Here is a 21,926-nt window from a genome sequence, read left to right as displayed (position 1 = left end):
TCGATGATCAGTCGAGAACTATCGCGTCTGTAAACGCGATAGTCGAGATACAAGTCGCTGCCACAGCCGGCACCTTCCCCGGCGCCCTCTTGCAAGGGCGCCTGGGACTACGCAACGCCCCTCTACACCTCGCTCAATTCCTCCAGGGTCCGGCCCCGGGTCTCCATCCCGAAGCGCCAGACCACCGCCGCCGCGACCACGAAGCACGCTGCCCCCAAAGCGAACACGCCCCCCTGCCCGGCGACCGGCAACACCAGCCCGGTCACCAAGGGCCCCAGCAGCGAACCGATACGGCCAACCGCCGAAGCGAACCCCGAGCCCGTGGCCCGGGCCGAGGTCGGATACAGCTCCGGGGTGTAGGTGTAGAGCACCGCCCACATGCCGAACAGGAAGAACTGCATCAACAACCCGGTGCCGATCAGCAGGCCGGCATTGCCGCCGAACACTGCGCTCTGCCCGTAGAAGAAGGCCATGATTCCGCCACCGAGCAAGGTGACGATGCACACCGGCTTGCGTCCCCAGCGCTCCACCAGCCAGGCGGCCATGAGGAACCCCGGGATCCCGCCCAGGGAAATCAGCACCGTGTAGTACACCGACTGGGTCACCGCGAAACCGGACTGCTGGAGCAAGGCGCTGAGCCAGGAGGTCAGGCCATAGAACCCCAGCAAGGCGAAGAACCACAGGCTCCAGATCATCACCGTGCGCTGGCGATACTGCGGCGACCAGATCTGGCGCAATGCGGAAAAAAACTGCCCTGGCGCACTGTCCATGCGCGGCAGGCGCACGGGCTCGGGCAACTGGCTGGTGCCTAGCGATGCCCGCACCTTGTCCTCGATGCCTTGCAACACCCGCTCGGCATCGGCGTGGCGCCCGGCCTGCTCCAGCCAGCGCGGCGACTCGGGAATGAAGAAGCGGATCGCCAACACGAATACCGCTGGGATCGCCAACACCAGGAAGATGTCGCGCCAGCCGATCAACGGCAGGAGGAAGTACGACAGCACCCCGGCGGCGACGAAACCCAAGGGCCAGAAACCATCCATCAAGGCGATGTAGCGTCCGCGTCGTTGCGCCGGGATCATCTCCGAGAGCATCGACTGGGCAATGGGGAATTCCATGCCCATGCCGATTCCCAGCAGCACCCGGAACAGGGTCAGGCTGTCCACGTCCTGGGCCGTGGAGCACAGGTAGCTGGCCACGCCCCAGAGCACGATGCTCCACTGGAATACCGGCTTGCGACCGAAACGGTCGGCGAGCATTCCCGACAACGAAGCGCCCAGCACCATGCCGAAGAAACTCGAACTGGCCAGCAGGCCGGCCTGGGCCGAGCTCAAGCCGAACTCGGCTTTGATCGAGCCCAGGAGGAAGGTCATCATCGCCAGGTCCATGGAGTCGAAGAAGAACGCCAAGGCGATGATGATGAAGATCAGCCGGTGATAGCCGCTGATGGGTAACCGCTCCAGGCGCTCCGCAGCGCTGTATTCCTGTATGCCCATGCCCCGTCCCCCACAGTCGAATGCTTGACCGTCGGAGTGTGCGGGATCGAGACCGGGGCTGATTGCCGAGGGCGACCTGTTCGCATCCACCAGCGACGCCCAGGGGCGGAGTGCCGGATGGCTGGGCGACGCCGTGGGAGGGTTATGTCCTGGGAGTGACGGGCTATACCGGGCGGCGGGCGCTGATCTGGGCGCAGCGTCTCTGCAACAGATCGCGCAACAGCTTCACCGGTTTGCTCAGGTGCGCCCGGTGGGTGCAGAACAGGTTCAGCGACGCCCGCTCGCAGGTCAGCTCCGGCAGCAGCACTTGCAGGCGCCCCTCCAGCACATCGGCGGCCACATCCAGCCAGGACTTGTAGACGATCCCGGCCCCGGCCAGGGCCCAGCGCCGGACCACATCGGCATCGTCGCTCAGGCGATCGCCACCGACGCTGAGGCTCACCTCGCGCTTGCCATCATGAAAGCTCCAGAGATCGTGGGCCCGGCTGTCGAGCATGTACAGCAGGCAGTTGTGCTGGGCCAGCTGCTCCAGCTGGCGCGGCTCGCCATGGCGCGCCAGGTAGCCGGGCGCGGCGCACAGTACCCGGCGGTTGTCCGGGGCTACCGGCAGGGCCACCAGGCTGGAGTCCTCCGGTTCACCGTAGCGCAGGGCGATGTCCACCGGCTGGCGGAACAGGTCGGCGATCCTGTCCCCCAGCAACAGGCGCACGCTGAGCTTGGGATGCTCGCGCTGGAACTCGTCGAGCCAGGGCAGCAGCAGGTTGCGCCCGAAATCCGAGGGAGCGGAAAGCTGCAACACGCCGCTGACCTGGTCCTGCCCGCTGGCCAGCAGGCGCCGGCCTTCATCCAGGTTGCCCAAGGCAGCGCGGGCGTACTCGAGAAAACCCTCGCCCTCGGCAGTCAGGCGCAGGCTGCGGGTGGAACGAGCCAGCAAGCGTGCGCCCAGGTTGTGCTCGATGCGCTTGAGGGCGGCGCTGGCCACCGCCGGCGAAAGGTCCATGACCCGGGCCGCCGCCGACAGGCTGCCCAAGTCAGCGGCACGCACGAACAACTGCAAGTCATCGAATCGCAACACGGCCAGCCCCGGATTATCAAAAAAACATTGAAAGAGACTGCTCTTTTAGCCGGTTTTATCGTGCGCAGAAATAGCCAATCATCACTCCATCGTCCAATTCCACCGAGGAATACCCCGATGTCCGAACCTTTCACCGCCATTGCCACCCTGGTCGCCCGACCCGGCCAGCAGCACGTGCTGCAGCGCGAACTCAGTGCCCTGGTGGCGCCCAGCCGCGCCGAAGCCGGCTGCCAGTATTACCAACTGCACCAGGACGCCGGGCAGCCGGGCACCTTCTACGTCCTGGAGCGCTGGGACAACCAGGCGGCCCTGGACCTGCACAACGGCACCGCCCACTTCCAGGCCTTCCTGGAGCGCACCCGCGAGGCCCTCGAACACTTCGAACTCAAGCGCCTGCAACTGATCGCCTGACCCTCTTCAATCGCTTTTAAAGGACCCCATCATGAAAGCCATCGCCTACTACCAATCGCTGCCGATCGACGATCCACGCGCCCTGCAAGACATCGAACTGCCGGAGCCCACCCCCGGTCCCCGCGACCTGCTGGTGGAGGTCAAGGCCATCTCGGTCAACCCGGTGGACACCAAGGTGCGCCGCAACGTCCAGCCCGAAGGCGGGGCCGCCAAGGTCCTGGGGTGGGACGTGGCCGGGGTGGTCAAGGCCGTGGGCAGCGAGGTCAGCCTGTTCAAGGCTGGGGACAGGGTGTTCTACGCCGGCTCCATCGCCCGTCCCGGGGCCAACAGCGAACGGCACGTGGTCGATGAGCGCATCGTCGGGCACATGCCCAGCAGCCTGGGTTTTGCCGAAGCCGCCGCCCTGCCGCTGACGGCGGTCACCGCCTGGGAACTGTTGTTCGATCGCTTGCAGGTCAGCCAGGAGCCAGCTGACAAAGGCCAAAGCCTGTTGATCGTCGGCGCCGCTGGTGGCGTCGGTTCGATCCTCACCCAGCTGGCGCGGCAGTTGACCGGGCTCAAGGTGATCGGCACCGCCTCCCGCGAACGGACCCAGGCCTGGGTTCGCGAGCTGGGTGCCCATGCCGTGGTGGACCACAGCCAGCCACTGAGCGCCGAACTCAAGCGCATCGGCATCGAGCAGGTGACCCACGTGGCCAGCCTGACCCAGACCGACGCTCACCTGGACCAACTGGTCGAAGCCCTGGCGCCCCAGGGCAAGCTGGGGCTGATCGACGACCCGCAGAGCTTCGACGTGACCAAGCTCAAGCGCAAGAGCCTGTCGCTGCACTGGGAATTCATGTACACCCGCTCGCTGTTCGAGACCGTCGACATGCAAGAGCAACACGTGATTCTGACGCGGGTCGCCGAGCTGATCGACGCTGGCATCCTCAAGACCACGGTCGGCGAGCACTTCGGCCGGATCGACGCCGCCAACCTGCGCCGCGCCCATGCGCTGCTGGAGAGCGGCAAGGCCAAGGGCAAGATCGTCCTGGAAGGTTTCTGAGGCAACGCCAGGCAGCCAACACCACGCCAGCGGCGTGGTGTTGGCCACCTGTCCGAGAATTGATTCCGGTCATGGTTTTGACCTTGTTCAGGTCTACACTGGGGCTCCCTTGCAGTGCAGTCTTTTACCGTTAGGAGGTCAGCAATGAAGATCCTGATAAAAGAATTGGCAACCCCTCAAGGCTCCCAATGGCAAGTGCGCCTGGACCAGCACGCCGTGACATTCCGCAGCGAGGCCGAGGCCCGGGCCTTCACCCAGACCCTGCAGGGCCGGCTGCAAGCCCCGCATACGATTCCCCAGCCACAACGCGCCGCCGGCTGACTCAGCGATTGGCGGCCTGCAGTGCCCGGGCGTTCTGCAAGCGCCGGGTCATGGCCGCCATGCTCGCCGCCAGCACGCCACACAGGCAGATGACCATCGCCATCGGCGTGGCGCTGCCGTCGTGCAGCACGCCCACCAGGTAGGCCGCGCCCGCGGCCACACTGAACTGCAGGCACCCCAGCAGCGCCGAGGCGCTGCCAGCCCGTGCGCCCTGGCCATTCATGGCACAGGCCGCGGCGTTGGGGATGATGCACCCCAGGCTGGCGATGCATACGAACAGCGGTAGCAGCAGCGGCCACAGCGCCGCGGTATGCAAGGCACTGATGCCCAGTAGGGTCAGGCCCGCAGCCAGGTAGATCCACACGGTACGGACCAACAGGAAGGCCGGTCCGCGCTTGGCCAGCAACCGCGCGTTGATCTGGGCCACCAGGATGAATCCACCAGCATTGATCCCGAAGAACCAGCCGAAATGCTCCGCTGGCACCCCATAGAGCTTGATGAGAACGAAGGGCGAACCGGCGATATAGGAGAACATCCCGGCAATGGCGATCCCGCCGGTCAGGGCATGGCCCAGGTACACCCGGTCCTTGAGCAGCAGGCTGTACTGGTACAGCGCCCCGGACAACGGCAGGCGCGGCCGATCCGCCGGCATGCTTTCCGGCAAGCCCAGGGCCACCGCCAGCCCGGACAGGGCGCTGAACAGCGTGAGCATGATGAAGATCGACTGCCAGCCATGCAGATTGACCAGCAGGCCACCGAGCATCGGCGCCAGGATCGGCGCCAGGCCCATCACCAGCATCAGTTGCGAGAACACCTTGGCCGAACCCACGGCGTCGCATGTGTCGCTGACCACCGCCCGGGAAATCACCATCCCGGCGCAACCGCCCAGGGCCTGGACGAAGCGCGCAGCGATCAGCCATTCCAGGCTCGGCGCATAGGCGCAAGCCACCGACGCCAAGGTGAACAATCCCACCCCGGCCAGCAGCGGCGGACGACGGCCGAAGCGATCGGCCAGCGGCCCGTAGAGCAGTTGCCCGATGGACAGGCCCAGGAAGTAGGCAGCCAGGGTCAGCTGGACGTGCTTTTCATCGGTGGCGAAAGCCTGGGCCATCGCCGGGAAAGCCGGCAGGTAGAAGTCGATGGCCAAAGGGCCGAATGCGCTCAGGGCGCCGAGAATCAAGATAATGCGTAGGTTCATGGCATCCAAGCGAGCGTCGGGTCAGCGGCCCGATAGTTTATCCGTGCTTGGACGCCTTGAACATTCCGATAGGCCGCTAACGATCAGGCGACCTGCACCGCATAACCTTCTTCGCTGATCAGGCGGACCACTTCATCGTTGGACAGGCGGCTCTCGACCCCCACTTCCTTGGCCGCCAGGTCCACCCGCACGGTGGCTGCCGGATCCTGGCTCTGCAAGGCCTGGGTGATGGCTCGCACGCAGTGGCCGCAGGACATGCCTTGAACGTTGAATACTTGCATTGCGCTTCTCCTGTGTTGAAGTTGGGCAGAGTCTTGGCCTTGCCACCATGGCAAGGTCAAGTTCCAGCGCAACCTGCCGGGCTGGAAATCGACGCTGCGCTCGGCCAAGCTTCACTCCTTATGTCATCAAAGCGGGAGATTCAGCCATGCGCTGGTCAACTTTCAGCCTCGTCGGCCTGCTGGGCCTGTGCGCGGCGGTGCCAGCGGCCCTGGCCGCCGGCGAGGATTACGGCGTACTGATCATTTCCAGGGAGCGGCTGGAAGTCGCCACCTCCTGTGAAATCGGCCTATACATCCAGGACCAGCTGGCCGGCCGGCTGTTCCAGGAACAGAGCACGTCCTTCAACCTGCCCGCAGGCAAGGTGGCGCTGAGCCTGAAGCTGCTACCGGGCCAGGCGCCAGGCTGCAATGCCGGCATGCTGGCGCCCAACGCCCAGGAGGTCAGCCTCAGGGCTGGCGAAGTACTGAAATACCGCATCGCCACCAGCCCCTCCGGCCTGTATCTCAAGCCCGCCTCCCTGGGCTACTGACAGCTCGCCCGGCGTCCATCGGTGCCGGGCCTGTGCATGTTCTCCCTGGGACAAAATGAAGCACCCGCGCAATGCCCCTTGACCTTGCCTGCGTGGCAAGGTTGATCCTGTAGCCAACCGTCTACAGGGAGTGGTCTCCATGTCCGATTCAATCACCTTCAACCTGCCGATCGCCGGCATGACCTGCGCCAGCTGCGCCGGACGCGTGGAACGCGCCCTGGGCAAGGTCGCCGGCGCCGCTGCGGTGAGCGTCAACCTGGCCACGGAACAGGCCCGGGTCGAGGCACCGGGAGGCAGCCTGCCAGCCTTGCTGGCCGCCGTGGAAAACGCGGGCTATAGCGTGCCCGTGCAGAGCCTGGAACTGAGCATCGGCGGCATGACCTGCGCCACCTGCGCCGGCCGCGTCGAGCGCGCCTTGAGCAAGGTGGCGGGGGTGCGCAGCGCCAGCGTCAACCTGGCCACCGAGCGGGCCCACCTGGAGCTGCTGGGCCAGGTCGATCCGGCGCAATTGATCGAGGCCGTAACCAAAGCCGGTTATTCCGCCAGCCTGTGGCAGGCCGAGCAACGCCATGACGGCGATCCCGGGCAACACCTGCGCCGCGAGCGCTGGAGCCTGGCACTGGCCATCTTGCTGGCCCTGCCATTGGTGCTGCCAATGCTGGTGGAGCCCTTCGGCCTGCACTGGATGCTCCCGGCCTGGGCCCAGTTCGCCCTGGCCACGCCCGTGCAATTCATCTTCGGCGCACGCTTCTACGTGGCGGCCTGGAAAGCCGTGCGCGCCGGCAGCGGCAACATGGACCTGCTGGTGGCCCTGGGCACCAGCGCCGGCTACGGCCTGAGCCTCTATGAGTGGGCCACGGCCGCGCCGGGCAGCATGCCGCACCTGTACTTCGAAGCCTCGGCGGTGGTCATCGCCCTGGTGCTGCTGGGCAAGTACCTGGAAAGTCGCGCCAAGCGCCAGACCGCCAGCGCCATCCGCGCCCTGGAGGCCCTGCGGCCGGAGCGGGCGATCCAGGTGATCGACGGCCGCGAACAGGAAGTGGCCATCAGCGCCCTGCGCCTGGGCGACCTGGTGCTGGTCAAGCCCGGCGAGCGCTTCGCGGTGGACGGCGAAGTCGTCGAAGGCCAGAGCCACGCCGATGAGGCCCTGATCAGCGGCGAAAGCCTGCCGGTGCCCAAGCAGCCCGGCGACAAGGTCACCGGCGGCGCCATCAACGGCGAGGGCCGATTGCTGGTGCGCACCCAGGCCCTGGGCGCGGAAACCGTGCTGGCACGGATCATCCGCCTGGTGGAGGACGCCCAGGCCGGCAAGGCGCCGATCCAGAAACTGGTGGACAAGGTCAGCCAGGTATTCGTGCCCACCGTGCTGGTGCTGGCGCTGGTTACCCTGGTGGGCTGGTGGTTGGCCGGCGCCTCCCTGGAAACCGCCCTGATCAACGCCGTGGCCGTGCTGGTGATCGCCTGCCCCTGCGCCCTGGGCCTGGCCACCCCCACCGCGATCATGGCCGGTACCGGCGTCGCCGCGCGCCACGGCATCCTGATCAAGGACGCCGAAGCCCTGGAACGGGCCCATGAGGTCAGCTCGGTGGTGTTCGACAAGACCGGCACCCTCACCTCGGGCACCCCGCGCATCGCCCATATGCAAGCCGTGGATGGCAATGACGACAGCCTCCTGCAACTGGCCGGCGCCTTGCAGCGCGGCAGCGAACACCCATTGGCCAAAGCCGTGCTGGACCTGTGCCAGGAGCGCCAGCTGGCGGTCGCCGATGTCAGTGCCAGCCAGTCCCTGACCGGCCGTGGCATCGCCGGCACCCTCCAGGGCCGGCAACTGGCCCTGGGCAACCGTCGCCTGCTGGAAGAAAGCGGCCTGAACCCGGGCGACCTGGCCCAGGCCGCCAAGGACTGGGAGCACGAAGGCCGGACCCTGTCCTGGCTGATCGAGCAAAGCCCGCAATCCCGGGTACTGGGCCTGTTCGCCTTCGGCGACACGCTCAAGCCCGGCGCCCTGCAGGCGGTGCAGCAGCTCAGCGCGCGGCACATCAGCAGCCACCTGCTGACCGGTGACAACCGCGGCAGCGCCAAGGTGGTAGCCGATGCCCTGGGCATCACCGACGTCCATGCCGAAGTGCTGCCCGCGGACAAGGCCGCCACCGTGACCGAACTGAAGAAAAGCGGGGTGGTGGCCATGGTCGGCGACGGCATCAATGACGCCCCGGCCCTGGCCGCCGCGGATATCGGCATTGCCATGGGCGGCGGCACCGACGTGGCCATGCACGCGGCCGGTATCACTTTGATGCGCGGCGAGCCACGCTTGATCCCGGCCGCCCTGGAGATCAGCCGCAAGACCTACGGCAAGATCCGCCAGAACCTGTTCTGGGCCTTCGTCTACAACCTGATCGGCATTCCCCTGGCCGCCTTCGGCCTGCTCAACCCAGTGCTCGCCGGCGCGGCCATGGCCTTGTCCAGCGTCAGCGTGGTGAGCAATGCGCTACTGTTGAAAACCTGGAAACCCAAAGACCTGGAGAATGCCGGATGAACATCGGCCAAGCAGCGCGCAAGAGCGGCCTGAGCGCCAAGATGATCCGCTACTACGAGTCCATCGGCCTGCTCAAGCCGGCCCACCGCAGCGACAGCGGCTATCGCCTGTACGGCAACGAAGACCTGCACAGCCTGGCCTTCATCAAACGCTCCCGGGACCTGGGCTTCTCCCTGGAGGAAGTGGGCAAGCTGCTGACCCTGTGGCAGGACCGACAGCGAGCCAGCGCCGACGTGAAGGCCCTGGCGCGCCAGCACATCGACGAGTTGAACCAGAAGATCCGCGAACTGGCGGGCCTGCGCGACACCCTGCAAGACCTGGTGGAGCACTGCCACGGCGACCACCGCCCGGAGTGCCCGATCCTCAAGGAGCTGGCCTCCGGCAGTTGTTGTGGATCTTGAGTGCGACATGCTTGGTGTAGCCGCTGCCGCAGGCTGCGCACGGGCGCGCAGCGCTCGCAAGATCGAGTCCTGAAGGTCCTGCGGACTTTGGCTCAGCCTCGCAGGCTCGACAGCGGCTAAAGGGAGCCGAGGTGGTCTGCAGAAATGAAAAATCCGGCCTCGGCCGGATTTTTCATGGTCACTGCATCCAGGGCGGAGACGGTGGCTCACCGGATTTGCCCGCCGGTCTTTCGTCCTCGGCACGAGCGGCCCGGCGACGCTCCTCGTCGAAACGCGCCGCTTCGATCTCGCGCATCACGCTGCCCACGTCCGCCCGCTGCTGGGAGTCGGCGAACTCACCGGTCAGCACGCTGCCCGGATGCAGGGTGCCCGCCTCGTACAAGGCCCACATCTCCTTGGCATAGCGGGTGCGCTTGAGCTCCGGGGCGAAACGTCCGAAGTAGGCGGCCATGTTGCCGACGTCGCGCTCGAGCATGCTGAAGGCATGGTTGTTACCGGCCGCATCCACCGCCTGGGGCAAGTCGATGATCACCGGCCCTTGCGGTCCCAGCAGCACGTTGAACTCGGACAGGTCGCCGTGCACCAGGCCGGTGCACAACATCAGCACGATCTGGGAAATCAGGAAGGCGTGGTATTCACGCGCCTGCTCCGGCTCCAGCACCACATCGTTCAAGCGTGGCGCGGCATCGCCGTATTCGTCGGCCACCAGTTCCATGAGCAACACGCCTTCGAGGAAATCGAACGGCTTGGGCACCCGGACCCCGGCATTGGCCAGGCGGAACAGCGCGGCCACCTCGGCGTTCTGCCAAGCTTCCTCGGCCTCCTTGCGCCCGAACTTCGAGCCCTTGGCCATGGCCCGAGCCTGGCGGCTGTTGCGAACCTTGCGCCCCTCCTGGTACTCCGCAGCCTGGCGGAAACTGCGTTTGTTGGCCTCCTTGTAGACCTTGGCGCAACGTATCTCCTTACCGCAGCGCACCACATACACAGCTGCTTCCTTGCCACTCATGAGTGGACGCAGCACTTCGTCTACCAGACCGTCTTCGATCAGCGGTTCAATGCGTTTTGGAGTCTTCATCAGCTTTTATTCTGGTTCCCTTGTTACCAAACACGCGAAAGTCACTCGTTATACGGCAATCCTCCCACGACGGGAAAGAGCTGCCGGTCTCCCCTGCCCGACAATGCACGCAATATGCCGCTCCAGCCCTTGACCGCCGGTGGACAACGCCGGCCGGGCGCCCGGGAGCAGGATTTTTCTGCCTGCCGACTCAATTTTCCACAGCCTGGGCCGAAGCCCTTAGAGACAAGGGAGTTTGTCCGACAATCCAATAATGACGTCAGCATCCGGCCAAGGTTCGATCACGCCTGCCGCAACCGCTCCAGGGATGGCAACCGTACAGACTCCAAGCTGCCCAGGGTTCCGCGAGCGCCTACGCTTCGTGGACAGACAAGACAACAAGAAAAACCGGAGCGCAGATGAACATCAGACAAAAACTCACCTGGGCCTTTGCCGTCATCGCCTGCCTCCCCGTGGTGCTGGTCGCCACGCTGGTGGTGATGAACCTGCGCAGCGATGCCGAGGACGGCTTCGTCGACAGCAGCAATCGCGAGATCCGCCAAGTGGCCAACGCCATGCAGCTGTTCTTCGAGGGCATCAGCCAGAACATCGATTACCTGGCGGCCCAACCCTTGCTCACCCAGGCTGGCGACAACCTCAAGACCTGGATGAACGCCGAAGCCGCCAAGGCCCCCGAAGGCGAGCAGGACAAGCGCATCTTCGAACTGTTCGCCGCCATGGCCGCCAGCCATCCGGCTTATTCCTACGTGTCCTACGGCGTGAGCAATGGCGGCTACGTCTCCTGGCCCGCCGACCTGAAGCTGAGCAACTACGACCCCCGTGTACGCCCCTGGTACCAGACCGCCCAGGCCAATCCGGGCAAGACCCTGCGCACCGCGGCCTACTACTGGGCCAACGACGATGCGGTGCTGGTCAGCACCGTGCGCTCCCTGGGCAACCAGTTGGGCGCCCAAGGCGGCGTGGTCGCGGTCGACGTCTCGCTCAAGCAACTCACCGAGATCGTCAAGCAGATCAAGCTGGGCGAATCCGGCTACCTGATGCTCCTGGAAAACAACGGCACCATCCTGGTGGACCCCAAGCAACCGGAGCACAACTTCAAGACCCTGGGCAGCCTCGGCGGCGGCTACGAGCAACTGGCCAAGGCCGGCAAGGGCCTGGTGCACGTGGAGCTGGGTGGCAAGCGCTACATGGCCAACATCTGGCCTTCCGAACAACTGGGCTGGACCTTCATCGGCCTGATCCAGCAGGACGAAGTCATGGGCCAGGCGACCCAGCTGACCTGGATCATCGCCATCATCGCCGGGGTCCTGGCGGTGTTGTTCGCCGTGTTCGGCGCCAGTTTCGCCGGCCTCATCGTGCGTCCGATCCGGGGCGTGGCCAGCGGCCTGGAAGGCATCGCCCAGGGCGAGGGCGACCTGACCCGCAGCCTGGACATCCGCGGCCGCGATGAAACCGCGCAACTGGCCAATTGGTTCAACCAGTTCCTCGCGGCGATCCGCAAGCTGATCCAGAACATCGGCCAGGCCGCCCAGAAGATCCTCGCCACCTCCCACTCCTCGACCCAGGTCTCCAGCGACATGGCCGAGGCCGCCGGACGCCAGCGCGAAGCCGTGGACATGGTGTCCACCGCGTTCCATGAAATGGTCGCCACGGCCAACGAAGTGGCACGCTCCTGCAGCCAGGCCGCCGAATCCGCCGACAGCGGCCAGCGCCAGGCCCGCGAAGGCCAGCAGCAGATCGACGCAGCGGTGCACAGCGTCGATCGCCTGAGCCAGGAGATCGAACAATCGGCGCAATCGATGCAGCAACTCGAGCGCGACAGCAACGATATCCAGTCGATCCTCGGCACCATCCGCTCCATCGCCGAGCAGACCAACCTGCTGGCCCTCAACGCCGCCATCGAGGCCGCGCGCGCCGGCGAACAGGGCCGTGGTTTTGCCGTGGTGGCCGACGAGGTCAGGGCGCTGGCCAAGCGCACCGCCGACTCCACCGCCGAGATCGACGGCCTGCTGGGCAACCTGGCCAAGCGCACCAGCGCGGTGACCCAGCAGATGCATGCCAGCCTGGAAGTGTCCCAGCAATCGGTGGAGCGCATTGGCCTGGCGCGCAACAGCTTCGGCCAGATCCGCGAATCGGTGGATGTGATCCGCGACATGAACACCCAGATCGCCACCGCCGCCGAAGAACAGCATCAAGTGGCCGAAGACATCAACCGGCACATCAGCCAGATCCATGGTGACGCACAACTGGTGGCGGAACTGGCCAACTCGGCGCGCCTGGACTCCCAGAGCCTGGCGGACCTGTCCAACGAGCTGGACGGCCTGGTCCGGCGCTTCAAGACCTGACCCGTGGCGGCGAGGGGAATGCCCCTCGCCTGGCCGGCGCCGTCAGCGCTCGACGATGGCCGTCACGCCCTGCCCGCCCGCGGCACAGATCGAGATCAACCCACGCCCCTGGCCGGCCACGCTCAACAGCTTGGCCAGGTTGGCGACGATGCGCCCGCCGGTGGCGGCGAAAGGATGTCCCGCCGCCAGGGAGCTGCCCTTGATATTGAGCCGCGAACGATCGATCGCCCCCAAGGGCGCCTCCAGGCCCAGGCGCGACTTGCAGTACTGCGGGTCTTGCCAGGCCTTGAGGGTGCACAGCACCTGGGCGGCGAAGGCTTCGTGGATCTCGTAGTAGTCGAAGTCCTGCAGGCTCAAGCCGTTGCGTGCCAGAAGGCGTGGCACGGCGTACACCGGAGCCATCAGCAAGCCTTCGGCGCCATGGACGAAGTCCACCGCTGCCGCCTCGCCGTCACGCAGGTAGGCCAGGATCGGCAGGCCGCGCTCCCGGGCCCATGGCTCGCTGCCCAACAACACCAGGGAGGCGCCGTCGGTCAGGGGCGTCGAGTTGCCGGCAGTGAGGGTGCCCTGGCCGCTGCGGTCGAACGCCGGCTTGAGTCCGGCGAGCTGGTCCAGGGTCAGGTCCGGGCGCAGGTTGTTGTCCCGGGTCAGGCCGAGGAACGGCGTCAGCAGGTCATCGTGCCAGCCCTCGGCATAGGCCGCGGCCATGTGCAGGTGGCTGTCCAGGGCGAGCTGGTCCTGCGCGTCCCGGGGAATGCCCCAGGCCTTGGCCATCTGCTCGCAGTGCTCGCCCATGGACAAGCCCGTACGCGGCTCGCCGTTGCGCGGCAACTCCGGCTTGAGGTGGCGCGGGCGCACCTGGGACAAGACCTTGAGCTTGTCACCCAGGCCCTTGGCCCGGTTGGCCTGGAGCAGGATCTTGCGCAGCCCTTCGTTGACCCCGATCGGCGCATCGCTGGTGGTGTCGACACCGCCGGCGATGCCGCAGTCGATCTGCCCCAGGGCGATCTTGTTGGCCACCAGCAGCACCGCCTCCAGGCCCGTGCCGCAGGCCTGCTGGATGTCATAGGCCGGGGTGGTGGGCGACAGCCGCGAGCCCAGCACGCATTCGCGGGTCAGGTTGAAATCCCGGGAGTGCTTGAGCACCGCTCCGGCCGCCACCTCGCCGATGCGCAGCCCATGCAGGTTGTAGCGCTCGATCAGGCCCTCGAGGGCAGCGGTGAGCATGGCCTGGTTGCTGGCGGTGGCGTAGGGACCGTTGGAACGGGCGAAGGGGATACGGTTGCCGCCGATGATCGCGACGCGACGCAGTTGTGTCATGGAAAGCTCCCTGTTCGGTGAATGCGACTGCGGTGGGTATCTGCTCCACCAGCGTAGGTTCTCATCCGGCGCCTGCTCGACCCTGGAAGGAAAACCTCCGATCGAACGACCCGAAGCCATTCGTGGTCCACACTTTGAACCCCAACCCGCGGAGTGCGTTCCATGTCCGACCGTTATATCGACTTCGCCAACTCGGGCATCGGCCAGCGCCTGGTCGGGGCCCTTGGCCTGCCCTCGTCGGCGCGCCTGGAGCGCTGGCAGGCTGGCCGCCTGCGGCCCATCGAAGGTGCCTTGCTGATCGGCGGCGGCCCCCTGGCGCGACAGGTGGCGGACCTCGCGCCACGCCTGACCGATGCGATCTACAGCTATGGCAGCGACCCGGCCCTGGCCGGCCCCTGGATTCCCGGACACGGTCCCAGGCTCAAGGCCGTGGTGTTCGACGCCAGCGAACTACTGCAGATCGACCAGCTCAAGCAATTGCGCGAATTCTTCCAGCCGCTGCTGCGCAACCTGGCGCCCAGTGCCCACCTGGTGCTGCTCGGGCGCCCGCCGCAAAGCCTGGACGCGCCTTTCGCCGCCAGTGCCCAGCGAGCCCTGGAAGGCTTCAGCCGTTCCCTGGCCAAGGAGTTGCGCAACGGCGCCACCCTGCAGCTGTTGTATGTGGAGGCCGGCGCCGAAGACCAACTGGAGGGCGCATTGCGCTTCTTCCTTTCGCCCAAGAGCGCCTTCGTTTCCGGCCAGGTGCTGCACCTGCAGCCCTGCACCGCCCAGGTCCGGGACTGGAGCCGGCCGCTGGCCGGGCGCAAGGCCCTGGTCACCGGAGCGGCCCGGGGCATCGGCGCGGCCATCGCCGAGACCCTGGCCCGGGATGGCGCCCAGGTGCTGTTGCTCGACGTGCCCCAGGCCCGGGCCGACCTCGAGGCCCTGGCCGCACGCCTTGGCGGGCAGGCCATCAGCCTGGATATCTGCGCCGAAGACGCAGCGCCAAGGTTGCTCGAACAGTTGCCCCAGGGCCTGGACATCCTGGTGCATAACGCCGGCATCACCCGGGACAAGACCCTGGCCAACATGACTCCGGAATACTGGGATGCGGTGCTGGCGGTCAATCTCGGGGCACCGCAGGTACTGACCCAGGCGCTGCTGGACAGCCAGTGCCTGCACGAGCACGGCCGGGTGATCCTGCTGGCCTCCATCAGTGGTATCGCCGGCAACCGCGGCCAGACCAACTACGCCGCCAGCAAGGCCGGGCTGATCGGCCTGGCCCAGGCCTGGGCGCCACGGCTCAAGGCCCGGGACATCAGCATCAATGCCGTGGCCCCGGGGTTCATCGAGACCAGGATGACCGCCAGCGTACCCTTCGCCTTGCGCGAGGCCGGGCGACGCATGAGTTCCCTGGGCCAGGGCGGCCTGCCCCAGGATGTCGCCGAAGCCGTGGCCTGGCTCGCCCAGCCCGGGAGCGGCGCGGTCAGCGGGCAGGCCCTGCGGGTCTGCGGTCAAAGCGTGCTGGGAGCGTGAAGATGACAGGACACTGGCATGAGCTGAACATCCCCGCGCCGCTGCCGACGCTGTTTCTCAAGGCCGCCTTGCGGCGCAAGATCAGCGGCACGCACTTGCCCGACCAGGGCCTGCGTTGCTGGATCAGCCTCGACCCCGGACAACTGGCGGCCTACCGCAAGGTCTGCGGGTTTACCGACAACGGCCTGCTGCCCGCCACCTACCCCCATGTGCTGGCGTTCCCGCTGCAGATGCAACTGCTGACCGCCAGCGACTTCCCCTTTCCCTTGCTGGGGCTGGTGCACCTGGGCAACCGGATCCGCGTGCTACGGCCCATGGGCAATGTCAGCAGCGTGCGGGTCGGGGTCCGGGTGGATAACCTGCGCGCCCACGCCAAGGGCGCGACCTTCGACCTGGTGACCAGCATCGACGACCTGCTGGGGCCGCTCTGGGAAGCCCGCGGCGAGATGCTTTGTCGCGGGGTCAAGCTGGCCGCTTCCGGGCCAGCGGCCCCCTCTGCCGAGCGTGAGCCAGGCCCAAGCCTGGAGGCCGTGGCCAACTGGCGGGCGGAGAGCGCTATCGGCCGGCGCTATGCCAAGGTATCGGGCGACTACAACCCGATCCACCTGAGCGCCTGGAGCGCGCGACCGTTCGGTTTTCCCCGAGCCATCGCCCACGGCCTGTGGAGCAAGGCCCGAACCCTGGCGGCACTGGAGCAGCACCTGCCCACGGCGGGCGTGCAGATCACGGTGCGCTTCGCCAAGCCCCTGCTGCTACCCGGCGAAGTGCGGCTGCTGGCCAGCGCCGCCGGCCCCAGCGGCGAGTTGCAACTGCTGGGCAAGGGCGAACTGCAACATATGCAGGGAGACTGGCAACCACTGCCCTGAGCGCCGTCACCCTCGGCGAATCAGCACCACGCCCAGGATGATCAGCAGCAATCCGGCCATCTTGCCGAGGCTGATCGGCGCCTCGCGAAACCCCGCCCAACCGAAGTGATCCAGGGTCAGGGCCATGCTCAACTGGCCGGCCAATACCAATGTCATGAACAGCAAGGCGCCAACGCGCGGCCCGGCAAACGCCGCGACGGTGATGAAGAACGCCCCCATCAAGCCCCCGCACCAATGCCACCAGGTCAGCCCCTTGAGGGCGCTCAACGATGGCGTCTCCCGCTGTATCAGCACCAGGAGCAGCAACGCCACAGTGCCGACGAAGAAGGAAATCATCGCCGCGGCGAACACGCTACCGACCTGCTTGGCCAACTGGCCATTGACCCCGGCTTGCAAGGCAATCAGGGCACCGGCAACGAACGGCAGGCACAGTAGCCACCAGACTGGAGTCAACATCGAAAGCTCCCACAAAAATTAAGGCGCGCAGTATAAGCCAGTGCCTCGACTGGCAACACAGGCCGGCCAGCGCTCCAGCCAGGCTTTTCGCCCTATTAATTGTATGTATATAACTTTGGTCGAGAGCCATCAGCGGCGCTGCCCCGCAAGCTTATTAGTTGTTGTTTTAGATAATCTTTCTTGAATACACACAGACTCTTTCAATACTTTCAGGCTATTCATTTATAAACATCTGGCAGACGAAAAATAAGTCATTAATACCAACTTCATAATTGTTCGAAGTTCCCTTCGCGACTTTCATCTGGACAACGGACGACGACATCTCCAGCAGCAGAACTGGCGAGCCATCGAAAACAACAGACGTTGTCACAGGTGCAAGGAACAACTCTCATGAACATTCAATCCGGATGGAAGACGTTAACGGCCCTGACCATGATCCTGCCCCGCGGCCGGGCCGGCTGCAGCGGTGGCGGCGGTGGCCACAAGAGGGGCGGCGGCATTTCTTCATCGCCCGCCAGTACCGATAGCGGCACTGGTGGCACTGGCGGGGGTACCGGAGGTACCGGCGGGACAGGCGGTGGTACGGGTGGCGGAACCGGTGGTACCGGCGGGACAGGCGGTGGTACGGGTGGCGGAACCGGTGGTACCGGCGGAACAGGCGGTGGGACGGGTGGCGGAACCGGTGGCACTGGCGGCGGAACAGGCGGGACGGGAGGAACAGGCAGCACCGGCACACCCCTGACCACCAGCAGCCTGGTATCGGACCTGGGCACCACCATCAGCGGTGTCGGCACCGGAGTCAGCGGCGTGGGCGACTCTCTGAGCGGCACCCCCGTAGTCGGCGGCGTGGTGCAAAGCGCAGTCAATACCACCGGCAACGTGGTGGATACCGTGGGTGATGGCCTGACCGATGGCCTGGGCAAGCTGGGTACCGATCCCAAGGCCCTGAGCAAGACCACCGCCACCGTCGGCAACGTGGTCAGCGACGTCGGTACCGGGGTCACCGATCTGAGTGGCAAGCTGGCCACCAGCACCCAGAGCGTGCCGGTAGTCGGCGGCGTGGTGACTCGGGTCGCCCCGACGCTTGGCAGTGTCGGCGCCCGAGTGACCATGCTCGGCAATACCCTGAGCACCACCACCAGCAGCGGCCCACTGGGCACCCTGACCGATAACCTGGGTAACCAGGCCCTGGTGCCGGTGGTCAGCATGGCCGAAGGCCTGACCGGCAAACTGGGTAGCACCACAGGCCTCGGGACTCCGGTCAACGGCTTGCTCAGCGGCGTGGCCCAGGCAGTGGACGGCACCGGCGACAAGGTCAGCGGCGCCGGCAATGGCAGTCCGGTGACCAACCTGCTGGGTACCGCCCTGAACAACACTGGCGCCAGCGTGGGCACCGCCGGCGGCTACCTGGCCAGCTCCGGCTCCGGAAGCGGTACGGGTAGTGGTGGCACTGGGCTCAACAACGGCCTGCTGGAGACCGTGGGCGGCGCCGTGGCCAACCTGAGCAACGGCCTGAACGCCGGCAACACCAACGGTACCGTCAGCGCTGGCGGTGTCACCGGTGCCTCCGCCGGTGGCCTGGTGGCCTCGGTCGGTGGCGCCCTGGGTGGTAGCGGTACTCCCAACCTGGTGGTCACCGCACCACTGGCCAGCGTCGGAGCCAGTGTCGGCTCGGCACTCAATCCAGTCACCAACGCGACCAGCGGCCTGACCCAGCAAGTGGGTGCAGCCACCGGCACCGGAGCACCGGTCGCCGGCCTGCTGAACCAGGTGGGCGGTGCAGTGAGCAACGTCGGTACCAGCCTCGCCGGCAGCACCGGCACCGGCCAGACCGGTACGGCACTGGGTGGCACCCTGAACGCGGTGGGCGGCACCGTGGCCGCGGCAGGCGGCCTGGTCAACGGCGGTACCGCTCCCAGCGGTGGCCTGCTGGGTAACTTGAATATCGGGGCTTCCGCCAGTGGCGGCGCCTCGACCGGAACCACCAGCGGTGGCCTGGGCGGCGTGGTGGGAGGCCTCACAGGCGCCTTGGGCGGCACTCGATAATTTGCACCTGGCCGATTCGACGGCCCCACCTACAGCGCCTACGCTTGGTTGAAGGCGGGAGATTCAAATGGGTCTCTCGCCTTTTTGTTCATCCTGGGCACGACATTACTGCGCCGCCCCGAGCCTGTAGCCGACGGCCACCAGGCATGAGCACCTTGGCATCGCCGCAATTCGACCATGGAGTGTCCTATGCGTATGTTGGCCAGCTTGTTGTTACTCGGGTGCTGCTCCAGCGCCTATGCCGACTCCCTGCCGCGCTTTCTCAACAACAACGACAGTATCAACAACCTGCCGACCCCCAACCTGCCAGTGGACGCTTACCGTCCGACCAGCCCGAAACTGCAGCTTCCCGACGAGCCTACGGCGCCCAAGGGCCAGCAACCGTTGCAGATGGGCACCAAGCTCACCGTGCGCCAGCTGCAGATCGAAGGCGGCACTGTCTATCCCCTGGAAGAGCTGGCGGCCATCTACCGGCCGCTGATCGGCCATGAGGTCAGCTTCAGCCAACTGATAGAGGCTACGCGCAGCATCACCCAGCGCTATCAGGACGACGGCTACCTGCTGTCCTACGCGTTCATTCCACAGCAACGTTTCGACCAGGGCACCTTGCGGATCGTACTGGTGGAGGGATACATCCGCGACTACCAGTTGCAGGGCGATATCGGCCCGGTGTCGGCCTATCTGGACAAGCTGGTGGCCAAGCTCAAGGCCGAGCGGCCGCTGACCCGCAAGACCTTCGAACGCTACACCACGCTGATGAGCCGGGTGCCCGGGGTAACGTTGCAAGCCGTGGTGCCACCACCGGGCACCACCGATGGCGCGACCGGACTGGTGGCCGTGGCCAGCCGCAAACCCATCACCACCACCCTCAACAGCAACCAGGACAACCGCAATGGCATGCAAGCCCTGGTGGGCATCACCAGCAACTCGCAGACCGCCTGGGGCGAGCAGTTGACCCTCAGCGGGCTATTCCCGCCAGGCAAGGACAAGGAGCACTACTACCGCCTGGACTACAACCAGCTCCTGGGCTCGGAGGGCACCCAGCTGAGCCTGTACGGTGCGCGCTACCGTGCAGATCCGCATAGCGACATCCTGCTCAGCAACGGCCTGGTGCTGGAACCCCATCGCGAGAACGACCGGTTCTCCATTGGGGTCAGCCACCCTTTCATCGCCTCGCCCAACGAGATGCTTACCCTCGGTACACGCCTGTACGCGGTGAACGACAAGACCCGCTATCGGGTGAATGGCCTGCCTTTGTCAGTGGAAGAAAAGACCGACATTCGCGCCCTGGCCTTGGAAGGCGACTGGAGCAAGTCGGACCAACGCCAGCTACGGATCCTCAGCGCCGGCCTGTACCGCGGCCTCGACAGCATGGGCGCCAAGACCAACAACACCCTCTACGACCTGGACTTCTTCCGTGTGCGCCTGGCCGGCGTGCAGAGCAATCGCTTCCTCGACAACTGGCAGGGCGTGCTGTCCGGCGCCCTGTACTGGAGCCGGGACAACTTGCCGGACAGCGAACGGGCCAGCTTCGGCGGCCAGAACTTCGCCCGGGGCTACCCCGATGACCAGACCACCGGCGACAAGGGCTGGGGCGTGGCCTATGAGGTCAACTACAGCTTCAACCGCGAAGGAACCTGGGTCCGGGTGCTGCAGCCCTACGTGGTGCTGGATCGCTCCAAGACCTGGTTCAACGAACTGCCAGTCAGGGGCAGCAGCCTGTCGTCGGCCGCCGTCGGCCTGCGCTTTGGCGACACCAAGCACTACAACATCGCCGTGGAAGCCGCCAAGCCCATGTCCGACGAAGCCCTGGACACCTACAACCGCCGGCCGCGCTACAGCCTGAGCTTCAGCTACCAGCTCTGAACGAACAGTTGCGTGACTTTTGGCCCGCTTCGGCGGGCCTTTTTTTGCCGCCCTGCCAGGTCGCGAGGACACCAAGGCCCCGGCAATCCGGGACCCATGGCGAGAAAGGGGATCAGGGCCCGACGACCTGTAGCCGGGGCTCGGGAAACAGGTTGTTGAGGGTTTCCAGCAGGCGCACGTGATAGATCGGCTTGCGGAACAGGTCCAGGACCTGCAGGCGCAACAGGTCGCTGACATCGTCCATGTCGGCATGACCCGACATGACGATGACCGGCAGGTGCTGGCGCGAAGTGTGCTCGCGCAGGCGCTTGATCAACGACAAGCCGCTCTCCTCCGGCATGCGCAGGTCGGTGATGACCAGCGCGATGTCCGGATGGCGGGTGAGATGGTCCAGGGCCAGCTTCACCGAGAGGGCGGTGAAACAGGTGAAACCCTCGCCTTCCAGCAGTTCGGCGAGTTCCATCAGTGCATCTTCTTCGTCATCCACAAGAAGCAGTTGCTGGCGTGGGGTGGAGGGAGTGTTCATGAATCCTGCCTTGAGCTGACTGTCCGACGGCCTTCGCTGCTGTTGCAGTCACAGGCCTCAAGGTGTGGGGCGTGTAACCGCCGTTCCTCCCAGGGCAGTGAGAATGTTGTTGAAGATCGCCAGAACCCGGTCGCCCATTGGGGTGACGAATACGACCACGACCACGGCGACCATCGCCACCACGATGGCGTATTCGATGGCCGAGGCGCCCTCGGTCCGAGCCAGCAGCAGTCGCGCGCGAAGCAGCAGATATTCAAGCGACATCAGGTACCTCCTCGCTGCATAACGCAGCCATGCAGTCTCGCTGGCTCACGGCGTGGGACGGGTGACGGCAGTGCCTCCAAGGGTAGTCAGTACGTTGTTGAAGATGGCGAGTACCTTGTTACCCAGCGGCGTCACGAATGCCACCACGACCACGGCGACCATCGCCACCACGATGGCGTACTCGATGGCCGAGGCACCTTCGGTACGGTCAAGAAACAGGCGCGCCCTGAGCAACAAATATTGAAGGATCATCCTAGCTCTCCTTTGCGCCAGACGGCGCCGGGGTAACCGCACCGAACCCATTTCCCCGGTGCCAATTGAGCATTGTCAACAAAACAGGGCCCAGCAACTGTAAG

21 protein-coding genes and 1 pseudogene are annotated in these 21,926 nt (G+C 65.8%); 12 read left to right on the top strand and 10 right to left on the bottom strand.

The genetic code is table 11. The features are described 5' to 3' along the window. Positions 1-122: 122 nt before the first annotated feature. Together ACK6AU_RS25965 and ACK6AU_RS25960 are read right to left on the bottom strand one after the other, a co-directional pair. Complete coding sequence (locus ACK6AU_RS25965; protein ID WP_185697630.1) at positions 123-1,493, bottom strand: MFS transporter; 1,371 nt, start codon at positions 1,491-1,493, stop codon at positions 123-125. A 163-nt stretch (positions 1,494-1,656) separates the two neighbouring features. Then, the gene (locus tag ACK6AU_RS25960) at positions 1,657-2,568 is read right to left on the bottom strand and encodes a LysR family transcriptional regulator (RefSeq protein ID WP_409302297.1); all 912 of its coding nucleotides are present in this window, start codon (positions 2,566-2,568) and stop codon (positions 1,657-1,659) included. Positions 2,569-2,685: 117 nt separating this feature from the next. Between ACK6AU_RS25960 and ACK6AU_RS25955 the strand changes: the two genes are divergently transcribed. The 3 genes from ACK6AU_RS25955 to ACK6AU_RS25945 all read left to right on the top strand — a co-directional run bounded on the left by ACK6AU_RS25955 (position 2,686) and on the right by ACK6AU_RS25945 (position 4,345). Continuing rightward, positions 2,686-2,979, top strand: coding sequence for a putative quinol monooxygenase (locus tag ACK6AU_RS25955; protein ID WP_185697628.1), 294 nt, complete (start codon positions 2,686-2,688; stop codon positions 2,977-2,979). A 31-nt stretch (positions 2,980-3,010) separates the two neighbouring features. Then, positions 3,011-4,024: a zinc-binding alcohol dehydrogenase family protein gene (locus ACK6AU_RS25950; RefSeq protein WP_185697627.1), complete on the top strand. Its 1,014-nt coding sequence runs from the start codon at positions 3,011-3,013 to the stop codon at positions 4,022-4,024. Between the two features lie 144 nt (positions 4,025-4,168). Continuing rightward, the gene (locus tag ACK6AU_RS25945) at positions 4,169-4,345 is read left to right on the top strand and encodes a hypothetical protein (RefSeq protein WP_022642106.1); all 177 of its coding nucleotides are present in this window, start codon (positions 4,169-4,171) and stop codon (positions 4,343-4,345) included. Between the two features lies 1 nt (position 4,346). Here the strand turns inward: ACK6AU_RS25945 and ACK6AU_RS25940 are convergent, their stop codons facing one another. Together ACK6AU_RS25940 and ACK6AU_RS25935 are read right to left on the bottom strand one after the other, a co-directional pair. Further along, on the bottom strand, positions 4,347-5,543 hold the full coding sequence (locus ACK6AU_RS25940; RefSeq protein ID WP_409302294.1) for a Bcr/CflA family multidrug efflux MFS transporter: 1,197 nt from the start codon (positions 5,541-5,543) through the stop codon (positions 4,347-4,349). Positions 5,544-5,626: 83 nt separating this feature from the next. Further along, positions 5,627-5,824 (bottom strand): heavy-metal-associated domain-containing protein, encoded by a 198-nt coding sequence (locus ACK6AU_RS25935; RefSeq protein WP_185697625.1) that lies wholly within the window; start codon positions 5,822-5,824, stop codon positions 5,627-5,629. Positions 5,825-5,970: 146 nt separating this feature from the next. Between ACK6AU_RS25935 and ACK6AU_RS25930 the strand changes: the two genes are divergently transcribed. The 3 genes from ACK6AU_RS25930 to cueR all read left to right on the top strand — a co-directional run bounded on the left by ACK6AU_RS25930 (position 5,971) and on the right by cueR (position 9,291). Continuing rightward, positions 5,971-6,354, top strand: a complete 384-nt coding sequence (locus tag ACK6AU_RS25930) for a hypothetical protein (RefSeq protein ID WP_185697624.1) — start codon at positions 5,971-5,973, stop codon at positions 6,352-6,354. A 139-nt stretch (positions 6,355-6,493) separates the two neighbouring features. Beyond that, positions 6,494-8,890 carry a heavy metal translocating P-type ATPase gene (locus tag ACK6AU_RS25925; protein ID WP_409302291.1) on the top strand — a complete coding sequence of 799 codons (2,397 nt, stop codon included), beginning with the start codon at positions 6,494-6,496 and terminating at the stop codon, positions 8,888-8,890. Further along, entirely contained in the window at positions 8,887-9,291 is a 405-nt protein-coding gene (gene cueR, locus ACK6AU_RS25920; protein WP_185697622.1) for a Cu(I)-responsive transcriptional regulator, read from the top strand. Before ACK6AU_RS25925 ends, cueR begins: the two co-directional genes overlap by 4 nt. A 178-nt stretch (positions 9,292-9,469) precedes the next feature. Here cueR and ACK6AU_RS25915 read toward each other — a convergent pair whose 3' ends face one another. Continuing rightward, positions 9,470-10,366 carry a PA4780 family RIO1-like protein kinase gene (locus tag ACK6AU_RS25915; protein ID WP_409302289.1) on the bottom strand — a complete coding sequence of 299 codons (897 nt, stop codon included), beginning with the start codon at positions 10,364-10,366 and terminating at the stop codon, positions 9,470-9,472. 398 nt (positions 10,367-10,764) lie between these two features. On the opposite strand from ACK6AU_RS25915, the pseudogene ACK6AU_RS25910 reads away from it, so the two are divergent. Together ACK6AU_RS25910 and ACK6AU_RS25905 are read left to right on the top strand one after the other, a co-directional pair. Beyond that, a pseudogene (locus ACK6AU_RS25910) lies at positions 10,765-11,853 on the top strand (cache domain-containing protein); the annotation flags it as partial. A gap of 90 nt (positions 11,854-11,943) precedes the next feature. Beyond that, on the top strand, positions 11,944-12,711 hold the full coding sequence (locus ACK6AU_RS25905; protein ID WP_371857902.1) for a methyl-accepting chemotaxis protein: 768 nt from the start codon (positions 11,944-11,946) through the stop codon (positions 12,709-12,711). Positions 12,712-12,753: 42 nt separating this feature from the next. Here the strand turns inward: ACK6AU_RS25905 and ACK6AU_RS25900 are convergent, their stop codons facing one another. Continuing rightward, positions 12,754-14,031: an acetyl-CoA C-acetyltransferase gene (locus ACK6AU_RS25900; protein ID WP_185697619.1), complete on the bottom strand. Its 1,278-nt coding sequence runs from the start codon at positions 14,029-14,031 to the stop codon at positions 12,754-12,756. A 162-nt stretch (positions 14,032-14,193) separates the two neighbouring features. On the opposite strand from ACK6AU_RS25900, the gene ACK6AU_RS25895 reads away from it, so the two are divergent. Next, a complete protein-coding gene (locus ACK6AU_RS25895) occupies positions 14,194-15,546 on the top strand; it encodes a 3-oxoacyl-ACP reductase (protein ID WP_409302286.1) in 1,353 nt (450 codons plus the stop codon). A gap of 2 nt (positions 15,547-15,548) precedes the next feature. Beyond that, positions 15,549-16,412: a MaoC family dehydratase gene (locus ACK6AU_RS25890; protein WP_409302284.1), complete on the top strand. Its 864-nt coding sequence runs from the start codon at positions 15,549-15,551 to the stop codon at positions 16,410-16,412. Positions 16,413-16,418: 6 nt separating this feature from the next. On the opposite strand, the gene ACK6AU_RS25885 is transcribed toward ACK6AU_RS25890, so the two are convergent. After that, positions 16,419-16,868 carry a DMT family transporter gene (locus ACK6AU_RS25885; RefSeq protein ID WP_185697616.1) on the bottom strand — a complete coding sequence of 150 codons (450 nt, stop codon included), beginning with the start codon at positions 16,866-16,868 and terminating at the stop codon, positions 16,419-16,421. Between the two features lie 390 nt (positions 16,869-17,258). Here ACK6AU_RS25885 and ACK6AU_RS25880 point away from each other — a divergent pair, with 390 nt between their 5' ends. After that, entirely contained in the window at positions 17,259-18,914 is a 1,656-nt protein-coding gene (locus ACK6AU_RS25880; protein WP_409302282.1) for a collagen-like triple helix repeat-containing protein, read from the top strand. Positions 18,915-19,103: 189 nt separating this feature from the next. Continuing rightward, positions 19,104-20,780 (top strand): ShlB/FhaC/HecB family hemolysin secretion/activation protein, encoded by a 1,677-nt coding sequence (locus ACK6AU_RS25875; protein WP_185697614.1) that lies wholly within the window; start codon positions 19,104-19,106, stop codon positions 20,778-20,780. Positions 20,781-20,892: 112 nt separating this feature from the next. On the opposite strand, the gene ACK6AU_RS25870 is transcribed toward ACK6AU_RS25875, so the two are convergent. From ACK6AU_RS25870 to ACK6AU_RS25860, 3 genes are read right to left on the bottom strand one after another with little or no spacing between them, the layout of a single operon-like run. Then, positions 20,893-21,306 (bottom strand): response regulator, encoded by a 414-nt coding sequence (locus ACK6AU_RS25870; protein WP_185697613.1) that lies wholly within the window; start codon positions 21,304-21,306, stop codon positions 20,893-20,895. 57 nt (positions 21,307-21,363) lie between these two features. Further along, complete coding sequence (locus tag ACK6AU_RS25865) at positions 21,364-21,570, bottom strand: Flp family type IVb pilin (protein ID WP_185697612.1); 207 nt, start codon at positions 21,568-21,570, stop codon at positions 21,364-21,366. Between the two features lie 45 nt (positions 21,571-21,615). Then, complete coding sequence (locus tag ACK6AU_RS25860) at positions 21,616-21,822, bottom strand: Flp family type IVb pilin (protein ID WP_185697611.1); 207 nt, start codon at positions 21,820-21,822, stop codon at positions 21,616-21,618. Positions 21,823-21,926 lie beyond the last annotated feature (104 nt).

It is taken from the genome of Pseudomonas sp. KCJK8993, from assembly GCF_046230915.1.
GTDB classification, from domain to species: domain Bacteria; phylum Pseudomonadota; class Gammaproteobacteria; order Pseudomonadales; family Pseudomonadaceae; genus Aquipseudomonas; species Aquipseudomonas piscis.
Note: the sequence above shows the minus strand (reverse complement) of the source record. Positions and strands in the feature narration are given on the sequence as shown.